This window comes from Arenimonas sp. (assembly GCF_019459675.1).
Taxonomy (GTDB): domain Bacteria; phylum Pseudomonadota; class Gammaproteobacteria; order Xanthomonadales; family Xanthomonadaceae; genus Arenimonas.
Genome location: NZ_JAIBFH010000206.1, coordinates 1 through 25473, shown reverse-complemented (window position 1 = coordinate 25473; position 25473 = coordinate 1). Strand labels below are relative to the sequence as shown.

Here is a 25473-nt window from a genome sequence, read left to right as displayed (position 1 = left end):
GGGCTGGGCCAGGGGGGCTTCCAGCTGCGCGTTGCGCACCTCGGGGGGGGCTTGGGGGTTGTTTTCCTGGGCCCGGCGGCCGCGGCGGCGCAGGCGTTGCAGGGTGCCGGAAAGGCGCTGGGTCAGCGACTCGAACATGGTCAGGGGTGTCTTGCAGGGGAAGGCGCCAAGTATAGCGCGGGCGTCAGCGGCCCCCGGCTCGCCCGGATGGGCTATCGCCGGTGGGCGGCTGTGCGAAACTCACGCCATGCCATCCCTCCTCCTCGCCCTGCTGGCCATCGCCCTTTACGGGCTCGCCAGCCATCGGCTCGCCGGCCATGCCCGCGGCCCGAACCCCACGCCCCGCGGCTGGTTGCTGCTGGCCGCGCCGGCGGTGCTGATGCATGCGGCCGTCCACCTCTTGGCCTGGCGCAGCCTGGGCGGGCCGGAGCTGCATTTCTACTCTGCCCTGTCACTGGTCGGACTGGGCATGGCCGCCCTCACCACCAGCCTGGGCCCGGCGCAACGCATCGAGGCGCTGGGCATCATCGTGTTTCCCCTCGCGGCGCTGGTGCTGGCGGGCTACGTGCTGCTGGGCGGCGGTTGGCCGCGCGCCAAGCTCAGCTGGCAGCTGGAAATGCACGCCCTGTTCGCCCTGCTGGCCTACGCCACGCTGGCCGTGGCCACGCTGCTGGCGCTGATGCTGTGGTTCCAGGAGCGCGCGCTGCGCCAGCGCAACCTTGGCGGCTGGCTGCGCGTGCTGCCGCCGCTCACCCAGATGGAAACGCTGCTGTTCCGCAGCCTTGGCGCCGGCTTCGCCCTGCTCAGCCTGACCCTGTTGACCGGCGTGGTGTTCGTGGACGACCTGTTCGCCCAGGACCTGGGCCACAAGACCGTGCTGTCCATCCTGTCGTGGGTGGTGCTGGGCCTGCTGCTGTTCGGTCGCTGGCGCTGGGGCTGGCGCGGGCCGCGCGCGGCCAAGCTCACGCTGGTGGCGATGGCGCTGCTGCTGCTGGCATTCTTCGGCAGCAAGTTCGTTTACGAACTCGTGCTGCACCAAGGCTAGCCACCCGCGGGTCCTAGCCCTCGGCAGCGGCGGCCAGGGCTTCCGAAAGCCGTTCGACCGCGATCACTTCCATGTCCTTGAACGCGCCCTTCTTGGGCGCGTTGGCCTTGGGCACGATGGCGCGCTTGAAACCATGGGTGGCGGCTTCCTTCAAGCGCTCTTCGCCGTTGGGCACGGGGCGGATTTCGCCGCTCAGGCCCACTTCGCCGAAGGCCACGGTTTTTTCGGCCAGCGGCTTGTCGCGCAGCGAACTCAGCACGGCCAGCAGCACCGGCAGGTCGGCCGCGGTTTCCTGCACGCGGATGCCGCCGACCACGTTCACGAACACGTCCTGGTCGTACACGCCGACGCCGCCGTGGCGGTGAAGAACGGCCAGCAGCATCGCAAGCCGGTTCTGCTCCAGGCCCAGCGCCACGCGCCGCGGGTTGGCCAGCGGGCTTTTGTCCACCAGCGCCTGCACTTCCACCATCAGCGGGCGGGTGCCTTCGCGCGTCACCATCACCGCGCTGCCGGGCTGGGGCGTGCTGCTGCCGGAAAGGAAGATGGCCGAGGGGTTGGGCACTTCGCGCAGGCCCTTGTCGCCCATCGCGAACACGCCCAGTTCGTTCACGGCACCGAATCGGTTCTTGAAGGCGCGCAGCACGCGGAAGCGGCTGCCCGATTCGCCTTCGAAATACAGCACCGCGTCCACCATGTGTTCCAGCACGCGCGGGCCGGCGATGCCGCCTTCCTTGGTGACGTGGCCGACCAGGAACACGCTGGTGCCGGTTTCCTTGGCGAAACGCACCAGGCGCGCGGCGCTCTCGCGCACCTGGCTGACCGAGCCCGGCGCGGCGGTCAGCAGCTCACTCCACAGGGTCTGGATGGAATCGGCGACCAGCAGCTTGGGCGACGGCTTGGCCGACGCCGCCTGGCCGAGGATCTTCTCCACGCAGGTTTCGGCCAGCGCATGCAGGTTGTCCAGCGGCAGGCCCAGCCGCTGCGCGCGGCCGGCGACCTGGGCCAGGCTTTCTTCGCCAGTGACGTACAGCGCCGGCATCCTGGCCGACATCAGCGCCAGTGCCTGCAGCAGCAGGGTGGACTTGCCGATGCCCGGGTCACCGCCCACCAGCACCACCGAACCTTCCACCAGCCCGCCGCCCAGCACGCGGTCGAGTTCGCCGATGGTGGTGCTGACGCGCACCTCGGCGTCCTGGCTGACGTTCTTGAGCGCCACCACGCCGGCGGCCTCGGGCCGGCCAGCCCACGTGCCCTGCCGCGCGGCGGGCGACGCGCCGCCGCCCTTGGCCGCGCTGGCGGGCTCGATGACGAACTCACTCATGGTGTTCCAGGCGCCGCATTCGCCGCACTGGCCCTGCCACTTGCTGGAGGAATCACCGCATTCGGTGCAGACGTAGGCGGTCTTGGCCTTGGCCATCGGGGGCGTTCCGGGGAATCAACAGCCGCTACTCTAACGGCAGCGCATCGCGGGAAGTGAGACCGGGTCAGCCGGCGCCGCGATCCAGCGCCATTTCCGTGCTTTCCACGCGCTGGAATCCTGCGCCGGGCTGGAAATCCCAGCGCTCGGCCTGCGCCACGCCGGCCGCCCGGGCGTCGATGAAGTTCACCGAGTTGGGAATGGATTCGCGCACGCGGCTGGAAACGGCCGTGCCCGCCTGCACGCACCAGGCGCGCCGCACCAGCAGAGGGAAGCGCGCCGAAAGCAGCCGCACGAAAGGCAGGTGGATATGCCCACCCATCACGACATCCGCGCCGGCGGCCACCCAGGCCGGGACGGCGTCGGCATGGCCTCGCAGCAGGTTGTTTTCTTCGCTGGGCCTGGGAACGTCCACCGGCTGGTGGGTAACCACCACGCGCAGTTGGCCGGGCGGCGACGCCCGCAGCCGCGCGCACACCTCGGTGATCTGCCGGGCCGACACCTCGCCATGCTTGTGGCGCCAGGCGCGGGTGGTGTTGACGCCGATGACCAGCAGGTCGGGCCGGTCGATGACCGGCGCCAGGTCTTCGCCGAAGAATTCCCGGAAATAGCGGTACGGCCGGGACAGGCGCGTGGCCACGTCAAACAGCGCAATGTCGTGGTTGCCCGGCAGCACCAGCCGGCACGCGATGCCCAGGCGATCGCACAGCCGCGCCGCGGCTTCGAACTGCCCGCGCCGCGCGCGCTGGGTGATGTCGCCCGACAGCACCAGCACGTCGGGCCGGCGCGACTGCGCCAGCGCCACCAGCGCCTCCACCACCTCGGGCCGCTCGGTGCCGAAATGCGGATCGGAAACCTGCAGCAGCAGGCTCATTCGACCTCCACACGGTCTTCGGGCAGGGGCAGCATCAACGGCAGCGATTCCGGGATATCGAACACCAGTGGCGCCCGCATCCAGACGATTTCGCCGTCCAGCGCCACCTTGGTGCGACGTCCGCCGCGGATACCCACCTGCATTTGCCGGAACGCGAAGCTGTCCACGTTTTCGGCATCACCCAGCCGACCCAGGGCGCCGCGAAGCGCCAGGCCCAGCATCGCCAGGCCCGAAGTGGGACGCACCACGATGGCCGCCAGGTGCCCTTCCGTGAAGGCCGTTTCCTCGGCGATGCCGATGCGGTCGAGCTGCAGGCTGTTGTTGCCGACAAACAGCGTTGGCGTGCGCACACGTCGGTGATTACCCTCTTGCTCGATGTCCAGGTTCAGCTGGCGGCCTTCCCTGAGGAGGCTTTTCAAGCCCGAGTACAGCGCCACCAGGCGACTGCGGCCCAGCTGCTGCTTCGCCGCCTCCCGGTCCTGCACCAGCTGCGGATAAAGCCCCAGGCTGGCGTTGACCAGGAACAGGCGGCCGTTCACCCGCCCCACCTGCACCGGCGCCATGCGCGCGCGCAGCAGCGCCCGCGTGGACACTTCGATGTCCTGCGAAATGCCGTGGGTCCGACCGAAGTAATTGAACGTGCCCTGCGGCAGCACGGCGAAGGCCGGACCGCGCCCGTGCACCGCCTGGGCCACCGCACTGAGCGTGCCGTCGCCGCCCACCGCCACGACGATACCGCCCTGCTCCACCGCACGGACAACGGCCTCCTCGGCCATCTCGGCGATGCGGGACGGGGTTTGCACCCTGAGGAACTCGTGGCGTCGGCCCGCCTCGGCCAGGATCGCTGCGATGCGCGCGAGCGTGTCCTGGGCATCGTTGTGCCCTGACGCGGCGTTGATGACGACAAACAGGGGCGCATCGGGGGCGGGCGGGGAGAGGCTCATGGGCGAAGCGTAGACATTGGCCTGTTACCGCCTGATCAAGGGCGTTATGCCGGGTCGGGCGTGCGCAATGCAAGGGCCGCCGCCTGCAGCTCCGCCAAGTCCTCTTCCATCGCCAGCGCCTTCGCAGCGCGCTTGAGGGCCAATCGCGAGTGGTGTTCAGCGGCATCGCGCATTTCCGGCCCACCCATCTGGGCCAGGCAGGCAAGCGCCTTCTGCAGCCGCACGCCGATTTCCACCGAACCGGCGCCGTCGCGGGCGATCACGGTGAAGGCGTCGTCGAACAAATCCCGCGCCGAAATTTCCGGAACCTCCACCCGGTCGTACTTCGGCTCAGCCTGGTCGGCGACCGGCGTGGGCTCGCTCCACAGCGTGAACAGGCGAACCAGTGTGCCGATCACGTCGATCGCCGTGCCCGGGTCGTTGACGGCGGGCGACAGGGCGCGGCCGGCGATCTCGCCCAGCACGATCAATCCAAAGCGCGGATCGTCATCGAAAAGCCGATCGCCTCCGACGTCGAACGCTTTCACCACGCAGCTGAAGTCGAGGTCCTCAGGACCACCGATCACCTGGGCCAGCGGCCGGCCTGGCGTGGCGAACGTCCCCGGCAGTGCCGTTACGACCACCCGCACCTGGGCGTCCTGGGCCCAGGCCTGGAGCGCGGGCAGGTCGAGGCTCTGCACGTATCCGACCTGGCCAGCGAAGACGGCTCGCCCGCTGGCGTCGGGCCGCACCGGAGCGGCGCAAAGCGTGGGCGCCTGCCGCCGCCGCTTCAGGGCCGCAGCCGCGGCCTGTTCAACCCGGTCGATGGTGGAGCCCATGCGGCCCAGGCGGGCGATGCTGTCCACCCAGCGCAGGAAGGTCAGGATGACAATGGCGAAAACCGTCACGGTAAGCACGAACAGCACGAACAGACCCGCGCGTCCAAAATAGCCATTCATCGCGGCCGTCAAGCCAACCACGCTGTAGATGAACGCACCCAGGAAGGTCGAAAGCGCGTTCTGGGAAACATCATCGGACACCACCAGCCTGAACGACCGCGGCGTGGCCGTAGCGCTGGCCGATGCGTAGGCCGACACCATCGACGACACCGACAGCGTCGCAATCACCAGCATGCTCGAGGCCATCACGCCCAGCAGCGTCCTGATTGAATCCGAATCGATCTCCGGCACGATATCGCCCAGGCCCGTGCCATCGGCGAGCGCGGCGGCAAAAACGCCCGCGACGGAAAAAAGGCAAACCACCAGGGGTTTGATCCAGAGCCGGTCACGAAGACGACTCAGCCGGATCCGGAGCCGGTCCCGCGAAAAAACAGCTTCCATCTCGAACTCCCGTGCCGGGCTTGACGCCAGATTGGGCGGCGCCACGCCGCCAGCATCGCAGAAACGCCGCTGCCGCGGCCGATCGCAGCGGGCCCAACCCGGCTGCGATCCCGGAAGCCGGGCACAAAAAACCCCGCGGCCAGGGCGGGTTTTCCTGCTGTACGTCAAAGCCGACAGCGCTTTTCGGGACAGGTGTTTGGTGCCGGAAATAGGAATCGAACCTACGACCTACGCATTACGAATGCGCCGCTCTACCAACTGAGCTATTCCGGCGTAAGTGCCGAATTCTAGGGCCAGCAGGCCCCCGGGTCAATTCACCAGCGTGATGCGCAGTTCCTTGGGCAGGGCGAACACCACGTTTTCCGGCTCGCCCTCGAGGTGCTCGACCAGGCTGGCGCCCAGCTCCTGCAGGCGGTTGACCACGCCCTGCACCAGCACTTCCGGCGCCGAGGCGCCGGCGGTCACGCCCACGCGCGCCACGCCCGCCACCCATTCGGGGTCGATGTGGCTGGCGCCGTCGATCAGGTAGGCGCGCGCGCCCTGCTTCTCGGCCAGCTCGCGCAGGCGGTTGGAGTTGGAGCTGTTCACCGAGCCCACCACCAGCACCACCTCGCAGCGGCCGGCCAGCAGGCGCACGGCGTCCTGGCGGTTCTGCGTGGCGTAGCAGATGTCGTCGTGCTTGGGGCCCTGGATGGCCGGGAAGCGGGCCTGCAGGGCGGCGATGATCTCGCGGGTGTCGTCCACCGACAGCGTGGTCTGGGTGGTGAAGGCCAGCTGGTCGGGCTGGTTCACCTGCAGCGTGGCCACGCAGTTGAGGTCTTCAACCAGATAAATGCGGCCTTCGCCAAACTCGCGCTTCCACTGCCCCATCGTGCCCTCCACTTCCGGATGGCCAGCGTGGCCGATCAGGATCACGTCGCGGCCGGCGCGGCAGTGCCGGGCCACTTCGATGTGCACCTTGGTGACCAGCGGGCAGGTGGCGTCGAACACCTTCAGGCCGCGGCGCTGGGCTTGGGCGCGCCCGGCCTGGGCCACGCCGTGGGCGCTGAAGATCACCGTGGCGCCGGCCGGCACCTCGTCCAGCTCTTCGACGAACACCGCGCCGCGCTGGCGCAGGTCTTCCACCACGAACCGGTTGTGCACCACTTCATGGCGCACGTAGATGGGCGCGCCCAGCGAGTCGATGGCGCGCTTGACGATTTCGATCGCGCGATCGACGCCGGCGCAGAAACCGCGGGGATTGGCCAGGAGGACTTCCATGGGCCGATTATCGCGCGTCCGGGGCCGGCGTGGCCGGCTTGAAGCTGAACAGCACCAGCAGCACCGCGCCGACCACGATGCAGGAGTCGGCGACGTTGAACGTGGGCCAGTGCGGCAGGTCGGTGAAGCCCAGGTACCAGTCCACGAAATCCACCACGTAGCCGAAGCGCAGCCGGTCGACCAGGTTGCCGATGGCCCCGGCGATCACCAGCGCCAGCGGCAGCGCGTTGCGCCAGTCGGCGCGCGGCGTCAGCCGCAGCCACAGGGCCATCACGGCGCTGATGACCACCGCCAGCCCCGAGAAGAACCACTTCTGCCAGCCGCCGGCGTCCGACAGGAAGCTGAAGGCGGCGCCGTAGTTGTGGACCAGCGTCCAGTTCCAGAAACCGTCTATCACCGGCACCGGGCGCAGGTATTCCAGGTTCGTGATGGCCAGCCATTTGCTGGCCTGGTCGGCGACGATCAGCAGCAGCGACAGCCACAGCCAGGCCAGGGCGTTGGGGCGCGGCGGTGAACGCAGGTCGCGCAGCGTCTCGGACAGGGATTCGCGCAGGGACATCAGAACCACCGCCGCTGTTCGCCATCGCCACTGATGTTGTCCACGCAGCGGCCGCAAAGGTCCGGGTCATCGGCATGGCTGCCGACGTCAGCGCGGTAGTGCCAGCAGCGCACGCACTTCGCGTGCCCGGTGGACACCGCGTGGACCCAGGGCCCGGCGCCCGCCTCCGGCTTGGCAGCGACCGGCTTGAGGTCGAAGCGGGACGTGATGAAGAAGAAGCGCAGTTCGTCCGCCACCGGCGCCAGCCGGGCCAGTGTCGCCTCGTCAACGTACAGGTCCACCTCGGCCTCCAGCGAAGCGCCGATGGCGCCTTCCGCGCGCATCGGCTCCAGCACCTTGCTGACGGTTTCCCTCAGGGCCAGCAGGTGCGCGAAGCCCTCGGCCGAAAGCGCGGCGTCGGCCGGCATCGGCGAGAGGCCGTCGTACCAGGTGGCGAACAGCACGTTGCCACCGCGCTCGCCCGGCAGGTGCTGCCAAAGCTCGTCGGCGGTGAAGCTGAGCACCGGCGCCACCCAGCGCGTGAACGCCTCGGCGATGCGGAACATGGCGCTTTGCGCCGAACGGCGGCCGTGGCTGTCCACCGGCATCGTGTAAAGCCGGTCCTTGGTGACGTCCAGGTAAACCGAGCCCAGGTCGCCGGTGCAGAAGTTTTGCACCTTGGCCACCACGGCGGCGAAATCGTAGCGCTCGTAGGCGGCCTTGATCTCTTCCTGCAGCGCCTGCGCGCGGTGCACGGCCCACTGGTCGAGCAGCAGCAGCTGGTCGTTGCCCAGCAGGTTGGCGGCCGGATCGAAACCGTGCAGGTTGCCCAGCAGGAAGCGCGCGGTGTTGCGAATGCGGCGGTAGGCGTCGGCCGTGCGCTTGAGGATTTCGTCGGACACCGACATCTCGTTGCGATAGTCGGTGGACGCCACCCACAGGCGCAGCACGTCGGCGCCCAGCGAATCGTTCACCTTCTGCGGCTCCACCGTGTTGCCGATGGACTTGGACATCTTGCGGCCCTGGGCGTCCACGGCGAAGCCGTGCGTCAGCACCTGCCGGTAAGGCGCCGCCCCATCCATCGCGATACCGGTGAGCAGCGAGCTCTGGAACCAGCCGCGGTGCTGGTCGGAACCCTCCAGGTAGAGGTCGGCGGGCTTGCGCAGGCCGTCTTCGGTGCGCGCGGCCAGCACGGCCTCGTGGGTCACGCCGGAATCGAACCACACGTCCAGGATGTCGGTGACCTTGAAGTAGTCGGCCGCCTCGGCGCCCAGGAACTCGGCGGCATCAAGCGAGAACCAGGCGTCGGTGCCCTGCTGCTGCACGCGGTCGGCGATGGTGCGCATGAACTCCACGGACCGCGGATGCGGCTCGCCGGTGACGTGGTTTACGAACAGCGCGATCGGCACGCCCCAGGTGCGCTGGCGGCTGATGCACCAGTCCGGGCGGCCGTCGATCATGCCGGCGATGCGGGCCTCGCCCCACTCGGGCACCCAGGCCACGCCCTTGATCGCTTCGAGTGCGTCGCGGCGCAGGTGCGCCTGCTCCATCGAAATGAACCACTGCGGCGTGGCGCGGAACGCCACCGGCGACTTGTGCCGCCAGCAGTGCGGGTAGCTGTGCGTGAGCTTGCCCGACGCGAGCAGAACGCCGCGCTCGGCCAGCAGCGCGGTGATGCTGTCGTTGGCCTTCCAGATGTACTGCCCCGCGAACAGCGGCGTGCCCGGCAGGTACACACCGTTGCCGCCCAGCGGGTTGATCTGCGCCGGGCTGAATTTCTCCAGCAGGCCGTACTTCAGGCCCACCTGGAAGTCCTCCTGGCCGTGGCCGGGCGCCGTGTGCACCGCGCCGGTGCCGGCTTCGGTGGTGACGTGGTCGCCGAGGATGACTTCGATGGCGCGCTCGTAGAACGGATGGCGAAGCGAGAACCCTTCCAGCGCGGCGCCGGGCGCGTGTCCCAGCAGCACGGGCGCGTCGATGCCGTAGCGCTTGAGCGCTTCGGTGGCCAGCGCCTCGGCCAGCACCAGCAGCACGCGCTGGTCGCCGCGCGCGGGGCCTTCCACCAGCACGTAGTCGATTTCCGCACCCAGCGTTACCGCAACGCTGGCGGGCAACGTCCAGGGCGTGGTGGTCCAGATCGGCACGGCGACCAGGGTGCCTGCCGGCAGCGTGACGCCGAACTTTCCGGCCAGCGCCGCCGGCTCGAAGGCGTCATAGGCCACGTCCACCATCGGCGAAACCTTGTCGGCGTATTCGATCTCGGCTTCGGCCAGGGCCGAACCGCAGTCGAAGCACCAGTGCACCGGCTTCACGCCGCGGGTGAGGTGGCCGCGCTCGACGATCTTCGCCAACGACCGCAGCATGTCGGCCTCGAACGAGAAGTCCATCGTGCGGTAGGGATGGTCCCAGTCGCCCAGCACGCCCAGGCGCCGGAAATCCTTCGACTGCCCGGCGATCTGTTCGCCGGCGTACTCGCGGCACTTGGCGCGGAAGGCGGCCGCGTCGAGCTTGTCGCCGACCTTGCCGAACTTCTTCTCCACCACCAGTTCAATCGGCAGGCCGTGGCAGTCCCAGCCGGGGACGTAGGGCGCATCGAAGCCCGACAGCAGCTTGGACTTCACCACCATGTCCTTGAGGATCTTGTTCACCGCATGGCCGATGTGGATCGAGCCGTTGGCATAGGGCGGGCCGTCGTGCAGCACGAACAGCGGACGGCCCTTGGCATTGGCGCGCACCTGGCCGTAAAGGCCCTGCTGCTCCCAGCCGGCCAGCATCGCCGGCTCGCGCTTGGGCAGGTCGCCGCGCATGGGGAACGCCGTTTCCGGCAGGCTGATGGTGTGCTTGTAGTCCTTGCCGCCGTTCTCGGTCACGCCATTGCTCCGCTGTGTTCCCTGTCGTGGCGCAGGACGCGCCGGGCTTGCTCCGAATCCTGGTCCATCTGTCGGACCAGGGCGGGCAAGTCATCGAATTTTTATTAGTCGCGCAGCTTGGCGACGAACTCCACTTCCCGCCGGCGGCCGAACCGGGCGCCGTCGAAGTCGAACACATGCGCCTCGAGCAGCGGCTCCACGCCCTGCACCGTGGGCCGCGTGCCCAGGCTGGACACGCTGGCGCGCGGCGTGGGGCCGATGCCGTGCACCCACGTGGCGTAAATGCCCGACAGCGCGGGGCGCTTGCCGGCGAGGCGGATGTTGGCCGTAGGGTAGCCGAGCTTGCGCCCCAGCTGACGGCCGCGCACCACCTTGCCGGCGATGGCGTAGCGTTTGCCGAGCGCGTGCGCCGCGCCGTCCAGGTCGCCGCCGGCCAGCTGTTGGCGCAGGCCGGTGCTGGAAACCCGCTCGCCGGCCGCATGCACGGCCTCGATCGAGCCGGCGCTGAAACCGTGCACCGCGCCCAGCGCCTGCAGCATGGCCATGTCACCGCGACGGTGATGGCCGAAGCGGAACTCCGGCCCCACCCAGACTTCGCGCGCGGCCAGCCGTTGCACCAGCACGCGTTCAACGAACTCTTCGGCCGACATCGCCGCCATCGCCGCGTTGAAGCGCAGCAGCCCCACCACGTCCATGCCCAGGTCGCGCAGGCCCTCGAATTTGGCGCGCGGCAGCAGCAGGCGCGGCGGCGCGCGTTCGCCGCCGAAGAACTCGCGCGGCAGCGGCTCGAAGCTCAGCGCCACGGCGGCCAGCGCCAACGTGCGCGCACGGTGGCGCACGTGGCCCACCAGCGCCCGATGCCCCACGTGGAGGCCGTCGAAGGCGCCGATGCACACCACGCTGCCCTGCGGGCAAGGTGACTTGCCCTCCACGTCCCGGAACAGCTTGCTCATGCCGAAATTATAGCTGCTGCCGGTCACGGCCCGCGAAGTTCGCGGGGACGCCAGCCCGAGGCCAGCAGCGCCAGGCCGTAGCCGGCGGCACCGGCCGCGACCACCGCCAGCAGCAGCACCCAGCGCATCGAGCCGCTCCAGGCGCGCCAGTCGCCGATCAGGTGGCTGGCCAGCAGCACGGCGCCGGCCAGGGCGGCGGATGCGAAAATGATGCGCAGCAGGTGCCGGCCCCAGCCCGGCGACAGCGTGAAGTCGCTGTCGCGCTTGAGCGAGCCCCACAGCAGCCACGCGTTCGCCAGCCCCGCCAGTCCGGTGGCCAGGGCGATGCCGGCATGCGCGCCGGGCACGCCGCCCAGCCACAGCGGCGTTACCAGGGCGGCAGTCAGGGCGACGTTGATGAAGACGGTCTTGACCGCCGCGCGCATCGGCGTGCGGGTGTCCTGGCGGGCGTAAAACGCCGACAGCAGCACTTTGCTGGCCATGAAGCCGGGGATGCCCAGGCTCATGGCCACAAGGCTCAGGGCGGTCATGCGGCTGTCGGCAGCGACGAATTCGCCGCGCTCGAACATGGTGATCGACAGCGGTTCGGCCAGCAGCGCCAGGCCCAGCGCGGCCGGCACGGCCACCAGCAGCACCGTCCGCAGCCCCCAGTCGAGCGCGTCGGCGTACCCGGCACCGTCGCCGTCGGCGCTGCGGCGGGACAGGTGCGGCAGGATCACGGTTGCCAGCGCCACGCCGAACAGGCCCAGCGGGAATTCGACCAGGCGGTCGGAGTAGTAGAGCCAGCTCTGGCTGCCGTCCACCAGCAGCGAGGCGAACATGGTGCCAACGATGAGGTTGAGCTGGGCCACCGACGACGAGAACAGCGTCGGCAACATCAGCTTGCCCACCCGCACCACGCCCGGATGCTTGAGCTTGAGCCGCAGCCGCGGGCGCAGGCCCAGCCGGCCCATCGCCGGCCACAGCAGCACCAGCTGCAGCACGCCGGCCGCCAGCACGCCCCAGGCCAGCGCCGTGATCGGCACGTCCAGCAGCGGCGACAGCCACACCATCGCCGCGATCACCGCCAGGTTGTGCAGCACGGGCGTGACCGCGGGCAGTGCGAAGCGCTGGAAGCTGTTGAGGACGGCGCCGGCCAGCGCGGTCATGGACACCAGGGCCAGGTAGGGAAAGACGATGCGCAGCAGGTGCGAGGTGAGCTCGAACTTTTCCGGGTTGTCCAGGCTGCCGGGCGCGATCAGGGCCACCACCAGCGGCGCCGCCAGCATGCCCAGGCCGCTGACCACCAGCACGGTGGCGCACAGGGCGCCGGCAACGTGGTCGAGGAAATCCTTCAGGGCCGCCGGGTCGTTCTTCTGGCGCAGCTCCGACAGCACCGGCACGAAGGCCGAGGCGAACGAGCCTTCGGCGAAGATGCGCCGCAGGTAGTTGGGGATGCGGTAGGCCACCGCGAAGGCGTCGACGATGCCGCCGGCGCCAAACAGGTTGGCCTGGACCATGTCGCGCACGAATCCGGCGATCCGGGACAGCAGGGTCATGGCGCTGAAAACAGCCGTGGAGCGCAGCAGGCCGCTGGTTTTCATGCCACTGCCCCCCCGGCGCGGCATGGCAATTGACTCAAGCGGCCCGATCGCCCATAATTTCGGGTCTTTCCAGCACCACCCCAGCCGTCACCCAATATTCCCCGCCGGTTTTCACCGATCCGGCTACCAACCATCGATTCCAGGAGCCCTCCGTGGCCAACATCAAGTCCGCCAAGAAGCGCGCCAAGCAGACCGTCGTCCGCAACGCCCGCAATTCCAGCCAGCGCTCCATGCTGCGCACCGCCGTGAAGAAGGTCATCAAGGCCCTGGAAGCCAAGGACGCCGCCGGCGCCGAAGCCGCCTTCGCGACCGCCCAGCCGATCCTCGACCGCTACTCGGCCCGTGGCCTGATCCACCGCAACAAGGCTGCCCGCCACAAGAGCCGCATCAGCGCGCACATCAAGGCGCTCAAGCAGGCCTGATCCGGCGGCGCCGCAGGGCGCCCCCCGCTCAAGCGAAGAAAGGCCGGCGAAAGCCGGCCTTTTTGCTGCCTGCGATCCGCAGCCGCCGGCCACGGCCGGATGCTGCGGCGCCGCGGCCACGCCAGCGCGGTCAGGCATTGCGCGTCATCTCCGCACGCGCCGCGGCGTCTTCGTCGGCTTCCGCCTGGGCGGCCTTCAGGTCGTCGAAGAACTGCTGGATCCCCAGCACCACCGGCCAGGTGCCTTCGCGGCCGATGGCCGACACCATGAACCAGGGCTCTTTCCAGTCCAGGGCCTGGATAACCGCCTCGGCGCGCGCCTGGCGCTCGTCCTCGGGGATCAGGTCGGCCTTGTTGAGCACCAGCCAGCGCGGCTTCTCGAGCATTTCAGGGTCGTACTTGCGCAGCTCGTTCTCGATCGCGCGGACCTGGGTGACCGGGTCGACGCCGTCTTCGAACGGGGCCATGTCCACCAGGTGCAGCAGCACGCGGGTGCGCTGCACGTGGCGCAGGAACAGGCTGCCCAGCCCCGCGCCGTCGGCGGCGCCCTCGATCAGGCCGGGGATGTCGGCGATGACGAAGCTGCGGTCCATTTCCACGCGGACCACGCCCAGGTTCGGGTGCAGGGTGGTGAACGGGTAGTCGGCCACTTTCGGGGTGGCCGAGGAAACCGCTCGGATGAAGGTGGACTTGCCGGCGTTGGGGAAGCCCAGCAGGCCCACGTCGGCCAGCAGCTTCATCTCCATGCGGATCTCGCGCTCTTCGCCCGGCGTGCCGGTGCCGGCCTTGCGCGGCGCACGGTTCACCGAACTCTTGAAGTGCACGTTGCCCTTGCCGCCGACGCCGCCCTGGGCCACCAGCAGGCGGTCGCCGTGCTCGGTGAGGTCGCCGATGATCTCGTCGGTCTCGACGTTGATCACCTCGGTGCCGATGGGCACGCGGATGGTGACGTCTTCGCCGGCCTTGCCGAAGGCCTGCCGGCCCATGCCGTTCTGGCCGCGCTGGGCGCGGAACTGGCGCTGGTGGCGGAAGTCGATCAGCGTGTTGAGGTTCTCGTCGGCTTCCAGCCAGACGCTGCCGCCGTTGCCGCCGTCGCCGCCATCGGGACCGCCGAGCGGAATGAACTTCTCGCGTCGGAAGCTGATGCAGCCGTTGCCGCCGTCGCCGGCGATGACCAGGATCTGGGCTTCATCTACGAATTTCACTGGGTACTTCCCGGGCGACGGAACGAGCCGAACGCCTCGATTGTGGGCCGTCCGCGCCGCGCCGTGAAGGGCGCGGGCCGGACCAGCCGGATTCTGAAATGAAAAGCCCCGCCGAAGCGGGGCCCTTCACGGGGTACCGGGCCGGGTTCAGGCCGCCGGGACCACGCTCACGGTGCGACGCTTCTGCGGACCCTTGACGGCGAAATTGACCACGCCGTCCACCAGGGCGAACAGGGTGTGGTCGCGGCCGAGGCCGACGCCCATGCCCGGATGGTACTGGGTGCCGCGCTGGCGGATGATGATGTTGCCGGCTTCGATCGCCTGGCCGCCATACATCTTCACACCAAGGTATTTCGGGTTCGAATCGCGGCCGTTGCGGGACGAGCCTACGCCTTTTTTCTGTGCCATGACGTTATCTCCTCAGCTCAGCCGGCGATGCCGGTGATTTCGATTTCGGTGAAGTACTGGCGATGGCCCATCTGCTTGCGATGGTGCTTGCGCCGACGGAACTTGACGATGCGGACCTTGTCGAGACGGCCGTGCGACTTGATGGTCGCGGTGACCTTCGCGCCAGCGACGTTCGGGGTGCCAACGGTGACGGTGTCGCCGTTGCCAACCATCAACACGCTGTCGATGTCGAAGCTCTTGCCTTCTTCCAGGTCGATCTTCTCGACCTTCAGGGTCTCGCCCTGCATCACGCGGTATTGTTTACCGCCGGTAACGATGATTGCGTACATGACCGGGATTCCTCTAGTAGTTATTTTGAGAACGCCTGCCCGCGGTCAACGGGACAGAAGCGGAATTATGGGCAAAAACCCCTTGCCGGTCAAACCCTTCCCCACAAACGGGGTCAGGTTCGCTTTCACCGGCCAGTGAGACAAGCCCTGCCCGCCCCCGGGAAGTGAACCTGACCCCGTTCCGGGCGGGCAAACGCTTGGCGGGGCGTGGGTTTGCGGGCGGCGGTGCGGGGGTCACGGCCCGCCGACACCGGGCTGCTAGACTGCCCGGTTCCTCCCCCAGGAGCCGCCCCCAGGCGCATGGACACGATCCGCATCCGCGGTGCCCGCACCCATAATCTCAAGAACATCGACCTCGACCTGCCGCGGGACAAGCTCATCGTGATCACGGGCCTGTCGGGGTCGGGCAAGAGCTCGCTCGCCTTCGACACCATCTACGCCGAGGGCCAGCGCCGCTACGTCGAATCCCTGTCGGCCTATGCCCGGCAGTTCCTGAGCGTGATGGAAAAGCCCGACGTCGACCACATCGAGGGCCTGAGCCCGGCGATTTCGATCGAACAGAAGTCCACCTCGCACAACCCCCGGTCCACCGTGGGCACCATCACCGAGGTCTACGACTACCTGCGGCTGCTGTTCGCCCGGGTCGGCACCCCGCGCTGCCCCGACCACCACTACCCGCTGGAGGCCCAGACCGTAGGCCAGATGGTGGACCAGGTGCTGGCCATGCCGGCCGACCACCGCTACATGCTGCTGGCCCCGGTGATCCGCGACCGCAAGGGTGAGCACGCCCAGGTGTTCGACCAGCTGCGCGCCCAGGGCTTCGTGCGCGTGCGCGTGAACGGCGCGCTGTACGAACTCGACGCCGTGCCGGCCCTGGCCCTGCGCCAGAAGCACACCATCGAAGCGGTGATCGACCGCTTCAAGCCGCGCGAGGACATCAAGCAGCGGCTGGCCGAAAGCTTCGAAACCGCGCTCAAGCTCGGTGACGGCCTGGCCCACGTGCAGGACCTGGACGACGCCAGCGTCGCGCCCCTGCTGTTCTCGTCCAAGTTCAGCTGCCCGGCCTGCGACTACGCCCTGCCCGCACTCGAGCCGCGCCTGTTCTCGTTCAACTCGCCGATGGGCGCCTGCCCCAGCTGCGACGGCCTGGGCGTTTCCCAGTTCTTCGACCCGTCCCGGGTGGTGGTACATCCGGAGCTGAGCCTGGCCGCCGGCGCCGTGCGCGGCTGGGACCGCCGCAACGCCTACTACTTCCAGCTGATCGCGTCGCTGGCCAAGCACTATGGCTTCGATGCCGACACGCACTGGCAGGAACTCACCGAGAAGGTGCAACACGCCGTGCTGTACGGCAGCGGCGACGAGATCATCACCTTCACCTACCTTACCGAATCCGGCGGCCGCACCCAGCGCAAGCACAAGTTCGAGGGCATCGTGCCCAACCTCGAGCGCCGCTACCGCGAAACCGAGTCGCAGGTGGTGAAGGAAGAGCTGGCCAAGTTCATCTCCAACCGCGCCTGCCCCGACTGCGGCGGTGCCCGCCTGAACCGCTCGGCCCGCAACGTGTTCGTGGCCGAACGCAACCTGTCCCAGCTCACGCTGCTGCCGGTGGACGAGTCCCTCGCCTTCTTCTCCACGCTGAGCCTGCCCGGCTGGCGCGGCGAAATCGCCACCAAGATCGTCAAGGAAATCCGCGACCGCCTGCGCTTCCTGGTGGACGTGGGCCTGGATTACCTCACCCTGGAACGCAAGGCCGACAGCCTGTCGGGCGGCGAAGCCCAGCGCATCCGCCTGGCCAGCCAGATCGGCGCCGGCCTGGTGGGCGTGATGTACGTGCTGGACGAGCCGTCCATCGGCCTGCACCAGCGCGACAACGAGCGCCTGCTGGGCACCCTCACCCGCCTGCGCGACATGGGCAACACCGTCATCGTGGTGGAACACGACGAGGACGCCATGCGCCTGGCCGATTACATCGTGGACATCGGCCCGGGCGCCGGCGTGCACGGCGGCGAAGTGGTGGCCCAGGGCAACTATGAAGACATCCTCAAAGCGCCGCGCTCGGTCACCGGCGCCTACCTGTCGGGCCGCCGCAGCATCGAAATACCGAAGAAGCGCCACAAGGCCAACCCCAAGATGCAGCTGCAGCTGCTGGGCGCCAGCGGCAACAACCTCAAGAACGTCGACCTCACCATCCCGGCCAGCCTGCTCACCTGCATCACCGGCGTGTCGGGTTCGGGGAAGTCCACGCTGATCAACGACACGCTGTACCACCTGGCCGCCAACGAGCTCAACGGCGCTTCCCACACCGTCGCGCCTTACCGCGAAGTGGTCGGGATGGAGCTGTTCGACAAGGTGGTGGACATCGACCAGTCACCCATCGGCCGCACGCCGCGTTCCAACCCGGCCACCTACACCGGCCTGTTCACGCCGCTGCGCGAGCTGTTCGCGCAGGTGCCCGAGGCGCGCGCGCGCGGCTATTCGCCGGGCCGCTTCAGCTTCAACGTACGCGGCGGCCGCTGCGAGGCCTGCCAGGGCGACGGCCTGATCAAGGTGGAGATGCACTTCCTGCCCGACGTCTACGTGCCCTGCGACGTCTGCCACGGCAAGCGCTACAACCGCGAGACGCTGGAGATCCGCTACAAGGGCTACACCGTGCACGATGTGCTGGACATGACCGTGGAGGACGCCCTGGCGCTGTTCGAGCCCGTGCCCACCCTGGCCCGCAAGCTCGAGACGCTGATGGACGTGGGCCTGAGCTACATCAAGCTGGGCCAGTCGGCCACCACGCTGTCGGGCGGCGAAGCCCAGCGCGTGAAGCTGTCCAAGGAACTCAGCCGCCGCGACACCGGGCGCACGCTGTATATCCTGGACGAACCCACCACCGGCCTGCACTTCCACGACATCGAACACCTGCTGGCCGTGCTGCACAAGCTGCGCGACGACGGCAACACCATCGTGGTGATCGAACACAACCTGGACGTGATCAAGACCGCCGACTGGGTGATCGACCTGGGCCCGGAAGGCGGCCACCGCGGCGGCCAGATCCTGGCCGAAGGCACGCCCGAATACCTGGCCACCGTGGCCGAGTCCCACACCGGCCGCTTCCTGGCCAAGATGCTGGCGCCGGCCGAGCCGACGCCGGCCAAGGCCAAGCCGAAGGCCGCGACCAAGGCCACCACCAAGGCCGCGCCCGCGCCCAAGGCCACCACCCGGAAGAAGTCCGCATGAACCCCATCGTCTACCGACTGGACATCGAGTCGCGCTGGCGCGACATGGACGCGTTCAACCACGTCAACAACGCCAGCTACCTGGGCTACATCGAAGAGGCGCGCGTGCGCTGGTTCAAGTCGCTTTCCACCGACTGGGCCGGCGAAACCTCGGCCCCGGTGATGGCGTCGGTGACCGTGAACTACAAGCGCCCCGCGCACTGGCCCGAGACGCTGCGCATTGAACTGGCCGCCGAGCGCGTGGGCGGCAAGAGCCTCACGCTGGCCCATCGCATCGTTTCGGCGTCCGACCCGGACGTGATGTATTGCGACGGCCACACGGTGTTGGTGTGGGTGGACCGCAGCGGCCAATCGGTGGTGTTGCCGGACGCCGTGCGCGCCGCCTGCACGGCGGCCTGACGCTTCAAGGCGTCAAGGCGCTTCGCGGCGCACCGGGAACAGGGCGAACAGGCGCCGCCCATCGGCCAGCACCAGTCGCACGCCGGCCTGGTCGCCTTCGGCCAGCGCGCGGCGCGGCTTCATCAGCATCAGGTGCAGGCCGCCCGGCTCGAACACCAGCGATTGGCCCGGCGCCAAGGTCAGCTCGCCGACGTGGCGCATCCGGCTGACGCCGTCCACCACGTCGCTGCGGTGGATCATCGGCATGTCGAAGTCACGGCTTTCCACGTCGGTCACCACCACGGCCGCGCGGCACGGATTGCGCAGCACCAGGTAGCCCGCCAGCGTGGTGGCCCCCGGCGGCGCTGCCCGCACCCAGGGCTTTTCGATCACCGGCGCGCAGGTTTCCGCCGCCCCAACCGAAGCTGAAGCCAAGCAGGCCAGCGTTAACCCCACCATCAAGCGCAGTACGTTCATGGGCCTATGATAATCCCACGCGCCCCCTGGAGTTGCTGATGAATCGCACACTGATCGCCACCGCACTGGCCACTGCCCTGGTCGGCCTCGCCCCCGCGCATGCGGCCACGCCTTCACTCACCGTTTACAGCGGCGACCACGATGCCGTGGTGCAGTCCGATGCCACGCCCGGCGGCCCGGGCTTCGCGCTGTACCGGTCCACCCTGGGCTTCGACCTGGACGCCGGGGACAACACCAGGCGACTGGGCGGCCTGCCGGGCGCGCTGGACGCCAGCTCGGTGCGCCTGCGCCCGCTGGGCGAGGCCACCGTGCGCGGCCAGCGCTTCGACTTCGCCCTGGCCGGCCAGGAGGCGCTGCTCAAGCGCGCCATCGGCCAGTCCATCACCGTCGAACAGGCGGTCGGGGACAGCCGCCAGACCTATGCCGGCGTGCTGCTGGCGGCGGGCAACGGCCTCACCCTGCGCCTGCCCGACGGCCGGGTGAAGATGCTCGCGGACTACGCCAGCTTCGAACTCGCCGCGCTGCCGGAAGGCATGGTGGTCGAACCCACCCTGGCCTGGGACATCGACGCCGCGCGCGCCGGCCGCCAGGACTTCGAACTCGGCTATTCCACGGCGGGCCTGGCCTGGCGCGCCGAGTACCAGGCGGACCTGTCGGGCGGCACGAAGGCCTGCCGCATGGCGCTGGAAGGCGCGGCGATGGTGGTGAACCGCTCCGGCGCCGACTTCAACGGCGTGGCCCTGACGCTGGTGGCCGGCGAGCCCAACCGCGTGTCGGCCCCGGGCCCGGAGATGTACGCCAAGGACATGATGATGGCGCGCGGTTCGGCGGCGCCGCAGGCTCCGCCCGCGCTGGCCTCCGGTCAATACCACGCCTACCGCCAGCCCGCCAGCAGCACGCTCCCCCAGGGCAGCGTGCAGCGCCTGCCGCTGGTGGATCGCGCGCAGGGCGTTGCCTGCGAGCGCCGCTACGAAACCCGCGCCGAATTCGGCGACTGGCGTCCGCCGCAGCCGATGATCGACGCCAACTTCAACAGCCCCGCCGGCGAACAGCCGGTGATCGCCAGCCTTCGCTTCAAGAACGCGTCGCAGGCCGGCCTGGGCATGCCGCTGCCGGCCGGCCGCGTGCGCGTGTTCGACAACGGCGACCTGCTGGGCGAAGCCAACCTGGGCCACACCCCCGCCAACGCCGAGGTGTCGCTGGCGCTGGGCACGGTGTTCGACCTGTCGGCCGAGCGCACCCGCGAATCCTTCAGCGTTGACCGCGCCGGCCGCCAGATGGAAGAACGCATCAGCGTGCTGGTGCGCAACGCCAAGTCCGAAGCGGCCACGGTGCGCGTGGTTGAACCGCTGCCGCGCTGGTCGGACTGGGAAATTGTTTCCAGCACGACGCCGGCCCTGCGCAAGGACGCCCAGTCCGCCGCCTTCGACCTGGCCGTTCCGGCCGGCGGCGAGGCGCGGATCACGTACACGGTGCGGTATCGTTGGGCTCCTGACGTCCCGGTCAACTGAGGCCACCCGATGACCATCGAACTGCACCGCCACGGCGCCATCCAGGAAATCCGCCTCGCGCGGCCACCGGTCAATGCGCTGACGCCTGAACTGCTGGCGGCGCTGCGCACCGCGGTGCAGTCGGCGCCGTCGGAAGGCGCGCGCGGCATCATCCTCACCGGCGGCAGCAAGGTGTTTTCGGGCGGCATGGACGTGCCGCACCTGATGGCCCTGGACCGGACCGGGCTGAAGGCAGGCTGGTCGTCGCTGTTCGCGGCGGCCCGCACCATCGCCAACTCACCGATCCCCGTCGTGGCCGCGATCGGGGGCCACAGCCCGGCCGGCGGCTGCGTGCTGGCGCTGTGCTGCGACTACCGCATCATGGCGCGCGGCCCCTTCCGCATCGGCCTCAACGAAGTACAGGTGGGCCTGGTGGCCCCCGATGCCATCCAGCACCTGCTGCGCCGCGTGGTCGGCACCTATCGCGCCGAGCGCCTGCTGGTGGCGGGTGCGCTGGTGGATTCCGAACAGGCGCTGGCCATCGGCCTGGTGGACGAACTCACCGACGACGTGCTGACGCGCGCGCAGCACTGGCTGGAAGAACTCCTGGCGCTGCCGCCCACGGCGATGCAGGCCACGCGGCGCATCGCCAGGGCCGACATGGGCGAAGCGCTGAAGGGCTTCACCGACCCCGAACTCGACGGTTTCCTCGACGACTGGTACGCGCCGGCCACCCAGGCCGCGCTGCAGGCGCTGGTGGCCCGCTTGAAGAAGTGAACCGCCCCGCCGCCCTGCGCCACGCCGCGCTGCTGTTGCTGCTGCTGACCCTGGCCGCCTGCACCCAGCCCCTGCCGGTGGACAAACGCGACTACATCGGCCACTGGCAGGGCGAAGGCGTCAGGCTGGTCATCCAGACCGATGGCCAGGCCAGCTACGAGCGGGTCAAGGACAAGCGGCGCATGTCCATCAACGGACCCACGCATTCGTTCACCACCGACGGCTTCAAGATCGGCATCGGCCCGCTGAGCGCCCGCTTCAAGGTCAGCTCAGCGCCGGCGCAGACCGACGGCAAGTGGCGCATGACCGTGGACGGCGTGGTGCTGACCCGCCGGGACCTGGGCGAACAGCTGCAGAAAAACCAGCCTTCGATCGACCTGTGATCAGTCGTCGCGCGCCACTGGCCGCGAACGATCACTGACCCACCCGCTCCAGGAACCCGCGTAAACGCGGGCCCCGTCGAGACCGGCATGCGCCATCGCCAACAGGTTGTGGCAGGCCGTCACGCCCGAACCGCACGACAGCACCACGTCGGCCGGTGCGCGCTCGCCGATCAGAGCCTGGAAATCTGCACGCAGTTCGCTGGGCGAGCGCAGGCGGCCGCTGTCGAGGTTGGCCGCGAAGGGCCGGTTCACTGCACCGGGAATATGGCCAGCCACGGGATCGAGCGGTTCAACGTCGCCGCGGAAGCGTTCGGGCGCGCGGGCATCCACCAGCCAGCCCGGCGCCTCGCCGAGGCGCGCGGCCACGTCGTCGGCCGTGGCGATGGCCGCCGCATTGAAGTGCCCCGCGTAGTGACCGGGCGCGATTCGTGGCGCCGCAGACTCCATCGCCAGCCCCAGCGAACGCCAGGCGGCCACGCCACCATCCAGCACCGCCACCCGCGAATGGCCCATCAAGCGCAGCAGCCACCACAGCCGCGCCGCGGCCATCGATCCGTCGCCGGCGTCATAGGCCACCACCTGTGAGTCTGCGTTGACGCCCAGCCGCGCCAGCGTCCGGTTGAAGTCCTCGGCCTCGGGCAGCGGATGGCGCCCGTGGGACGGCGGCTTGCGATGATCCGACAGGTCGCGGTCCAGGTGCGCGTGGCCCGCGCCAGGCAGGTGCGACGCGCGCCAGTCGCGCTCACCGGCATCGGCGTCGGCCAGCGCGTGGCGGCAATCCACCAGCACCAGGCCGGGCTGGCCCAGCGCGGCGGCCAGGTCCGAGGGGGCGACGATCGTGGTCCAGTTCGTCATGTGGCCTGCTCCAGCCGGCGACGGAAGTTCACCAGCATCGCGGCCGTTGCGCCCCAGATGCGGTGGCCCTGGTAACGGTACTCCAGCAGGCTGCGGCGGCGGCCCTGCCAGTCCACTTCAAGCTCGTTCACGTTGCCTGGGTCGAGCAGGAAGCCCAGCGGCACTTCGATGGCCTCGGCCACCTCGGTGGGATCCAGGCGCGGCACATAGTCGCGCGACACCGTCGCCACCACGGGGAACACGTGGAAGCCGGTGATGGTGACGAAAGGATCCAGGTAGCCCAGCGGCACTGAAAGACCGCGCGCCAATCCCACTTCCTCGTCGGCCTCGCGCAGCGCCGCGGCCAGGGGATCGGCGTCCCCGGGGTCGATGCTGCCGCCCGGAAAGCTGATCTGGCCGGCGTGGTGGCGCAGCGCTTCGGTGCGACGGGTCAGCAGCACGCGCGGCCCGTCGGCGCGGTCTATCAATGCCACCAGCACGGCGGCCGGGCGCAGGAAGGCCGCCTGCGGCAGTAGGTCGGCGAGTTCGGCGTGGTTCCAGCCCGGCCCGGAGGGCGCGTGGGCCAGCGGATGCAGGGCGCGCGGCAGTCGTTCGAACGGATCGAACGGGGGGATCACACCCTGCCAGCCTCACGAACCGGAAGCACCACGTCCATGACGTGCTGTCGTTCGGCGTCGCTCATCTGCGACCAGAAAGTGATTTCGGCGGTGGTGCGATGGCAGCCTTCGCACAGGCCCTGCCCGTCGAGCGAGCAGATGCCGATGCAGGGGCTGAGCACCGCGTGCAGTGGACTGTTCATCGATGATTGGCCAAAAAAAACGCCGCGCCGGGAACAGACCCGGCGCGGCGCAGAGACGTTGTTACTGGACGCTGACCAGCTTGATGTCGAACACCAGGGCCTGGCCCGGGCCGACCGGCGAACGCGGGTCGTTGCCGAAAGCCTTGTCGGCCGGAAGGAAGACCTCCCAACGCGAACCGGACGGCATCATCAGCAGCACTTCCTGCACGCCCTTGATCGGGAACTCGCTGAGCTTGAAGGTGGCCGGGGTCGGATTCTGCTGGGCGTAGGTGTTGGCGAACTCCTGGCCGGTGGAAACCGAACCGCGGTAGTGCATGGCCACCGTGTTGGCCAGCGTCGGCTTGGCGCCGGTGCCCGGCTCGATCACGCGGTACTGCACGCCGGTGGGCAGCGTGGTGACGCCCGGCTTGGCGCGGTTGGCGGCCAGGAACGCGTCGGACTTGGCCTTGTTCTCGTTGGCGACCTTCTCGAACTCCGAGCGGGCCTTGGTCATCATGCGCTGCTGCAGGCCCGCCAGCTGGGCGTCCAGCTGGGGCTGCGGGTACTGCGCGGCGCGCTTGGCGAAGCCATCCTGCAGCGCCTTGATGACGGCGTTGATATCCACGTCCACGCCCTGCTGGGAAAGATCCTTGCCCAGGTCGTAACCAATGGCGTAGCTCAGCACGGGCTTGTTGACCGCGACCGGTGCCGGCGCTTGCTGCGCCTGCGGGGCCTGGGCCGGGGCGGTCTGGGCCACGGCAACGCCGGCGCTCAGACCAAGGGCCGCCAGACTGGCAGCCAACAGACGCAACTTCATCAGGAAATCTCCAGTTGTGGATGCCGGGACGATGTGGGGTCCCAGAGGCCGCGCTAGGATAGCCCCCACACGGCTGAACCGCCACTGACACACGGCCCGGACCCCTGCGGGCCAGGGCGGACAAGCCCCTCCCACTGCCCTTCGGAGCCGCCATGAACTTCACCCACTTGCTTTTGGAGGACCGCGGCGCGGTCCGCTGGATCACGCTCAATCGTCCTGAAAAACTCAATGCGCTCAATCGCGCCACCCTCAGCGAGCTGCACGCCGCCTTCGAAGCCGCCGGCAGCGACGACGCCGTGCGCGTGGTGGTGCTGACCGGCGCCGGCCCCAAGGCCTTCGTGGCCGGCGCCGACATCGCCGAAATGAACGGCCTGAGCGCGGTCCAGGGCCGCGATTTCTCGCGCCATGGCCAGCGGCTGATGAGCCGCATCGAACAGCTTGGCAAGCCGGTGCTGGCGATGGTGAACGGCTTTGCGCTGGGCGGCGGCCTGGAGCTGGCCATGGCCTGCCACCTGCGCATTGCCGCCGACACCGCCAAGGTCGGGCAGCCCGAGGTCAACCTGGGCCTGGTGCCCGGCTTTGGCGGCACCCAGCGCCTGCTGCGGCTGGCGGGGCGCTCGGCCACCCTGGAGCTGTGCCTGCTGGGCCAGCCCATCGACGCCCAGCGGGCCCTGCACCTGGGCATCCTGAGCCGGGTGGTGCCGGCCGACCAGCTTCAGGCCGAAACCACCCGCCTGGCGGAACAGCTGGCGCAATCGGCGCCGCAGGCGCTGCGCGGCGTCCTGGATGCGGTGCTGGTCGGCGGCGAGACGTCGCTCGAGGCCGGGCTGGACTACGAAACCCAGCTGTTCGCGGTGGCCTTCTCCACCGACGACATGAAAGAAGGCACCGACGCCTTCCTCGCACGCCGCAAGCCAAGCTTCACCGGTCGCTGAGCCACCGGTCGGTCAGATGCTCCTCAAGCGCTTCCACGGCGGGCTGACGCTCGCCGGACACAAGGCCGAGTCCACCGGGCGCGGGCTGGAGGCCAGCCCCCAGACCGCGGGGGTGGGCCTGTCCCGGCGGCCGCACCCCCGGACCCCGCGCCCCGCCGGCGGGGCGGGGGGGGCAACAGTGGCCCCGGGCCCC

General features: G+C 69.2%; 22 protein-coding genes, 1 tRNA gene and 3 pseudogenes. 8 read left to right on the top strand and 18 right to left on the bottom strand.

Features of this window, described 5'->3' with window-relative positions; all coding sequences use genetic code 11:
* Window positions 1–138: pseudogene (locus tag K0M70_RS07170) on the bottom strand (signal recognition particle protein); the annotation flags it as partial.
* 109 nt (window positions 139–247) lie between these two features.
* On the opposite strand from K0M70_RS07170, the gene ccsA reads away from it, so the two are divergent.
* Entirely contained in the window at window positions 248–1045 is a 798-nt protein-coding gene (gene ccsA, locus K0M70_RS07165; protein ID WP_290781010.1) for a cytochrome c biogenesis protein CcsA, read from the top strand.
* 13 nt (window positions 1046–1058) lie between these two features.
* Here ccsA and radA read toward each other — a convergent pair whose 3' ends face one another.
* From radA to murJ, 10 genes and pseudogenes are all read right to left on the bottom strand, one after another.
* Window positions 1059–2462, bottom strand: a complete 1404-nt coding sequence (gene radA / locus K0M70_RS07160) for a DNA repair protein RadA (protein WP_290781008.1) — start codon at window positions 2460–2462, stop codon at window positions 1059–1061.
* Window positions 2463–2529: 67 nt separating this feature from the next.
* The gene (locus tag K0M70_RS07155; RefSeq protein ID WP_290781006.1) at window positions 2530–3336 is read right to left on the bottom strand and encodes a metallophosphoesterase family protein; all 807 of its coding nucleotides are present in this window, start codon (window positions 3334–3336) and stop codon (window positions 2530–2532) included.
* Entirely contained in the window at window positions 3333–4280 is a 948-nt protein-coding gene (locus K0M70_RS07150) for a diacylglycerol kinase family protein (protein WP_290781004.1), read from the bottom strand. The genes K0M70_RS07155 and K0M70_RS07150 overlap by 4 nt, the downstream gene beginning before the upstream one ends.
* A 44-nt stretch (window positions 4281–4324) precedes the next feature.
* Window positions 4325–5599, bottom strand: coding sequence for a DUF2254 domain-containing protein (locus tag K0M70_RS07145; RefSeq protein WP_290781002.1), 1275 nt, complete (start codon window positions 5597–5599; stop codon window positions 4325–4327).
* Between the two features lie 197 nt (window positions 5600–5796).
* A tRNA-Thr gene (locus K0M70_RS07140) sits at window positions 5797–5872 on the bottom strand.
* 36 nt (window positions 5873–5908) lie between these two features.
* On the bottom strand, window positions 5909–6859 hold the full coding sequence (gene ispH, locus K0M70_RS07135) for a 4-hydroxy-3-methylbut-2-enyl diphosphate reductase (RefSeq protein ID WP_290781000.1): 951 nt from the start codon (window positions 6857–6859) through the stop codon (window positions 5909–5911).
* A gap of 7 nt (window positions 6860–6866) precedes the next feature.
* Window positions 6867–7379 carry a signal peptidase II gene (gene lspA, locus K0M70_RS07130; RefSeq protein ID WP_290781014.1) on the bottom strand — a complete coding sequence of 171 codons (513 nt, stop codon included), beginning with the start codon at window positions 7377–7379 and terminating at the stop codon, window positions 6867–6869.
* A gap of 38 nt (window positions 7380–7417) precedes the next feature.
* Window positions 7418–10204 (bottom strand): isoleucine--tRNA ligase, encoded by a 2787-nt coding sequence (gene ileS, locus K0M70_RS07125; RefSeq protein ID WP_290781012.1) that lies wholly within the window; start codon window positions 10202–10204, stop codon window positions 7418–7420.
* 59 nt (window positions 10205–10263) lie between these two features.
* Window positions 10264–11220: pseudogene (locus tag K0M70_RS07120) on the bottom strand (bifunctional riboflavin kinase/FAD synthetase).
* Between the two features lie 23 nt (window positions 11221–11243).
* Window positions 11244–12803 (bottom strand): murein biosynthesis integral membrane protein MurJ, encoded by a 1560-nt coding sequence (gene murJ, locus K0M70_RS07115; RefSeq protein WP_290780999.1) that lies wholly within the window; start codon window positions 12801–12803, stop codon window positions 11244–11246.
* Between the two features lie 152 nt (window positions 12804–12955).
* On the opposite strand from murJ, the gene rpsT reads away from it, so the two are divergent.
* Complete coding sequence (rpsT, locus tag K0M70_RS07110) at window positions 12956–13225, top strand: 30S ribosomal protein S20 (RefSeq protein WP_290780996.1); 270 nt, start codon at window positions 12956–12958, stop codon at window positions 13223–13225.
* A gap of 130 nt (window positions 13226–13355) precedes the next feature.
* On the opposite strand, the gene cgtA is transcribed toward rpsT, so the two are convergent.
* The 3 genes from cgtA to rplU all read right to left on the bottom strand — a co-directional run bounded on the left by cgtA (window position 13356) and on the right by rplU (window position 15166).
* A complete protein-coding gene (gene cgtA, locus K0M70_RS07105; RefSeq protein ID WP_290780994.1) occupies window positions 13356–14429 on the bottom strand; it encodes an Obg family GTPase CgtA in 1074 nt (357 codons plus the stop codon).
* Window positions 14430–14576: 147 nt separating this feature from the next.
* Window positions 14577–14837, bottom strand: coding sequence for a 50S ribosomal protein L27 (gene rpmA / locus K0M70_RS07100; RefSeq protein ID WP_290780992.1), 261 nt, complete (start codon window positions 14835–14837; stop codon window positions 14577–14579).
* Window positions 14838–14854: 17 nt separating this feature from the next.
* The gene (gene rplU, locus K0M70_RS07095; RefSeq protein WP_290780990.1) at window positions 14855–15166 is read right to left on the bottom strand and encodes a 50S ribosomal protein L21; all 312 of its coding nucleotides are present in this window, start codon (window positions 15164–15166) and stop codon (window positions 14855–14857) included.
* 300 nt (window positions 15167–15466) lie between these two features.
* Between rplU and uvrA the strand changes: the two genes are divergently transcribed.
* Together uvrA and K0M70_RS07085 are read left to right on the top strand one after the other, a co-directional pair.
* The gene (gene uvrA / locus K0M70_RS07090) at window positions 15467–18391 is read left to right on the top strand and encodes an excinuclease ABC subunit UvrA (RefSeq protein ID WP_290780988.1); all 2925 of its coding nucleotides are present in this window, start codon (window positions 15467–15469) and stop codon (window positions 18389–18391) included.
* Complete coding sequence (locus tag K0M70_RS07085; RefSeq protein WP_290780986.1) at window positions 18388–18789, top strand: thioesterase family protein; 402 nt, start codon at window positions 18388–18390, stop codon at window positions 18787–18789. The genes uvrA and K0M70_RS07085 overlap by 4 nt, the downstream gene beginning before the upstream one ends.
* A gap of 12 nt (window positions 18790–18801) precedes the next feature.
* On the opposite strand, the gene K0M70_RS07080 is transcribed toward K0M70_RS07085, so the two are convergent.
* Window positions 18802–19245 (bottom strand): copper chaperone PCu(A)C, encoded by a 444-nt coding sequence (locus K0M70_RS07080; protein ID WP_290780984.1) that lies wholly within the window; start codon window positions 19243–19245, stop codon window positions 18802–18804.
* Between the two features lie 38 nt (window positions 19246–19283).
* On the opposite strand from K0M70_RS07080, the gene K0M70_RS07075 reads away from it, so the two are divergent.
* Genes K0M70_RS07075 through K0M70_RS07065 form a run of 3 tightly spaced genes read left to right on the top strand, consistent with a single transcriptional unit; the run spans window position 19284 to window position 21895 of the window.
* Window positions 19284–20756, top strand: coding sequence for a DUF4139 domain-containing protein (locus tag K0M70_RS07075; RefSeq protein WP_290780982.1), 1473 nt, complete (start codon window positions 19284–19286; stop codon window positions 20754–20756).
* 9 nt (window positions 20757–20765) lie between these two features.
* A complete protein-coding gene (locus K0M70_RS07070) occupies window positions 20766–21512 on the top strand; it encodes an enoyl-CoA hydratase/isomerase family protein (RefSeq protein WP_290780980.1) in 747 nt (248 codons plus the stop codon).
* Window positions 21509–21895 (top strand): hypothetical protein, encoded by a 387-nt coding sequence (locus tag K0M70_RS07065; RefSeq protein WP_290780978.1) that lies wholly within the window; start codon window positions 21509–21511, stop codon window positions 21893–21895. Before K0M70_RS07070 ends, K0M70_RS07065 begins: the two co-directional genes overlap by 4 nt.
* On the opposite strand, the gene K0M70_RS07060 is transcribed toward K0M70_RS07065, so the two are convergent.
* The 3 genes and pseudogenes from K0M70_RS07060 to K0M70_RS07050 all read right to left on the bottom strand — a co-directional run bounded on the left by K0M70_RS07060 (window position 21896) and on the right by K0M70_RS07050 (window position 24345).
* A complete protein-coding gene (locus tag K0M70_RS07060) occupies window positions 21896–22750 on the bottom strand; it encodes a sulfurtransferase (RefSeq protein ID WP_290780976.1) in 855 nt (284 codons plus the stop codon).
* Window positions 22747–23549: pseudogene (locus tag K0M70_RS07055) on the bottom strand (DUF1289 domain-containing protein). The gene K0M70_RS07060 and the pseudogene K0M70_RS07055 overlap by 4 nt, the downstream one beginning before the upstream one ends.
* Window positions 23550–23610: 61 nt before the next feature.
* A complete protein-coding gene (locus tag K0M70_RS07050) occupies window positions 23611–24345 on the bottom strand; it encodes an FKBP-type peptidyl-prolyl cis-trans isomerase N-terminal domain-containing protein (protein ID WP_290780974.1) in 735 nt (244 codons plus the stop codon).
* 152 nt (window positions 24346–24497) lie between these two features.
* Between K0M70_RS07050 and K0M70_RS07045 the strand changes: the two genes are divergently transcribed.
* Window positions 24498–25280, top strand: coding sequence for an enoyl-CoA hydratase-related protein (locus tag K0M70_RS07045; RefSeq protein ID WP_290780972.1), 783 nt, complete (start codon window positions 24498–24500; stop codon window positions 25278–25280).
* Window positions 25281–25473 lie beyond the last annotated feature (193 nt).

What these genes read in the sequence shown, in the direction of transcription:
- uvrA (WP_290780988.1), top strand. Translation starts at nt 15,467, where the DNA reads ATGGACACGATCCGCATCCGCGGTGCCCGCACCCATAATCTCAAGAAC.
- K0M70_RS07060 (WP_290780976.1), bottom strand. Translation starts at nt 22,750, where the DNA reads ATGACGAACTGGACCACGATCGTCGCCCCCTCGGACCTGGCCGCCGCG.
- rplU (WP_290780990.1), bottom strand. Translation starts at nt 15,166, where the DNA reads ATGTACGCAATCATCGTTACCGGCGGTAAACAATACCGCGTGATGCAG.
- ileS (WP_290781012.1), bottom strand. Translation starts at nt 10,204, where the DNA reads ATGCGCGGCGACCTGCCCAAGCGCGAGCCGGCGATGCTGGCCGGCTGG.
- K0M70_RS07070 (WP_290780980.1), top strand. Translation starts at nt 20,766, where the DNA reads ATGACCATCGAACTGCACCGCCACGGCGCCATCCAGGAAATCCGCCTC.
- K0M70_RS07075 (WP_290780982.1), top strand. Translation starts at nt 19,284, where the DNA reads ATGAATCGCACACTGATCGCCACCGCACTGGCCACTGCCCTGGTCGGC.
- K0M70_RS07045 (WP_290780972.1), top strand. Translation starts at nt 24,498, where the DNA reads ATGAACTTCACCCACTTGCTTTTGGAGGACCGCGGCGCGGTCCGCTGG.
- murJ (WP_290780999.1), bottom strand. Translation starts at nt 12,803, where the DNA reads ATGAAAACCAGCGGCCTGCTGCGCTCCACGGCTGTTTTCAGCGCCATG.
- K0M70_RS07080 (WP_290780984.1), bottom strand. Translation starts at nt 19,245, where the DNA reads ATGAACGTACTGCGCTTGATGGTGGGGTTAACGCTGGCCTGCTTGGCT.
- ccsA (WP_290781010.1), top strand. Translation starts at nt 248, where the DNA reads ATGCCATCCCTCCTCCTCGCCCTGCTGGCCATCGCCCTTTACGGGCTC.
- K0M70_RS07050 (WP_290780974.1), bottom strand. Translation starts at nt 24,345, where the DNA reads ATGAAGTTGCGTCTGTTGGCTGCCAGTCTGGCGGCCCTTGGTCTGAGC.
- ispH (WP_290781000.1), bottom strand. Translation starts at nt 6,859, where the DNA reads ATGGAAGTCCTCCTGGCCAATCCCCGCGGTTTCTGCGCCGGCGTCGAT.
- K0M70_RS07155 (WP_290781006.1), bottom strand. Translation starts at nt 3,336, where the DNA reads ATGAGCCTGCTGCTGCAGGTTTCCGATCCGCATTTCGGCACCGAGCGG.
- K0M70_RS07085 (WP_290780986.1), top strand. Translation starts at nt 18,388, where the DNA reads ATGAACCCCATCGTCTACCGACTGGACATCGAGTCGCGCTGGCGCGAC.
- rpmA (WP_290780992.1), bottom strand. Translation starts at nt 14,837, where the DNA reads ATGGCACAGAAAAAAGGCGTAGGCTCGTCCCGCAACGGCCGCGATTCG.
- radA (WP_290781008.1), bottom strand. Translation starts at nt 2,462, where the DNA reads ATGGCCAAGGCCAAGACCGCCTACGTCTGCACCGAATGCGGTGATTCC.
- K0M70_RS07150 (WP_290781004.1), bottom strand. Translation starts at nt 4,280, where the DNA reads ATGAGCCTCTCCCCGCCCGCCCCCGATGCGCCCCTGTTTGTCGTCATC.
- K0M70_RS07145 (WP_290781002.1), bottom strand. Translation starts at nt 5,599, where the DNA reads ATGGAAGCTGTTTTTTCGCGGGACCGGCTCCGGATCCGGCTGAGTCGT.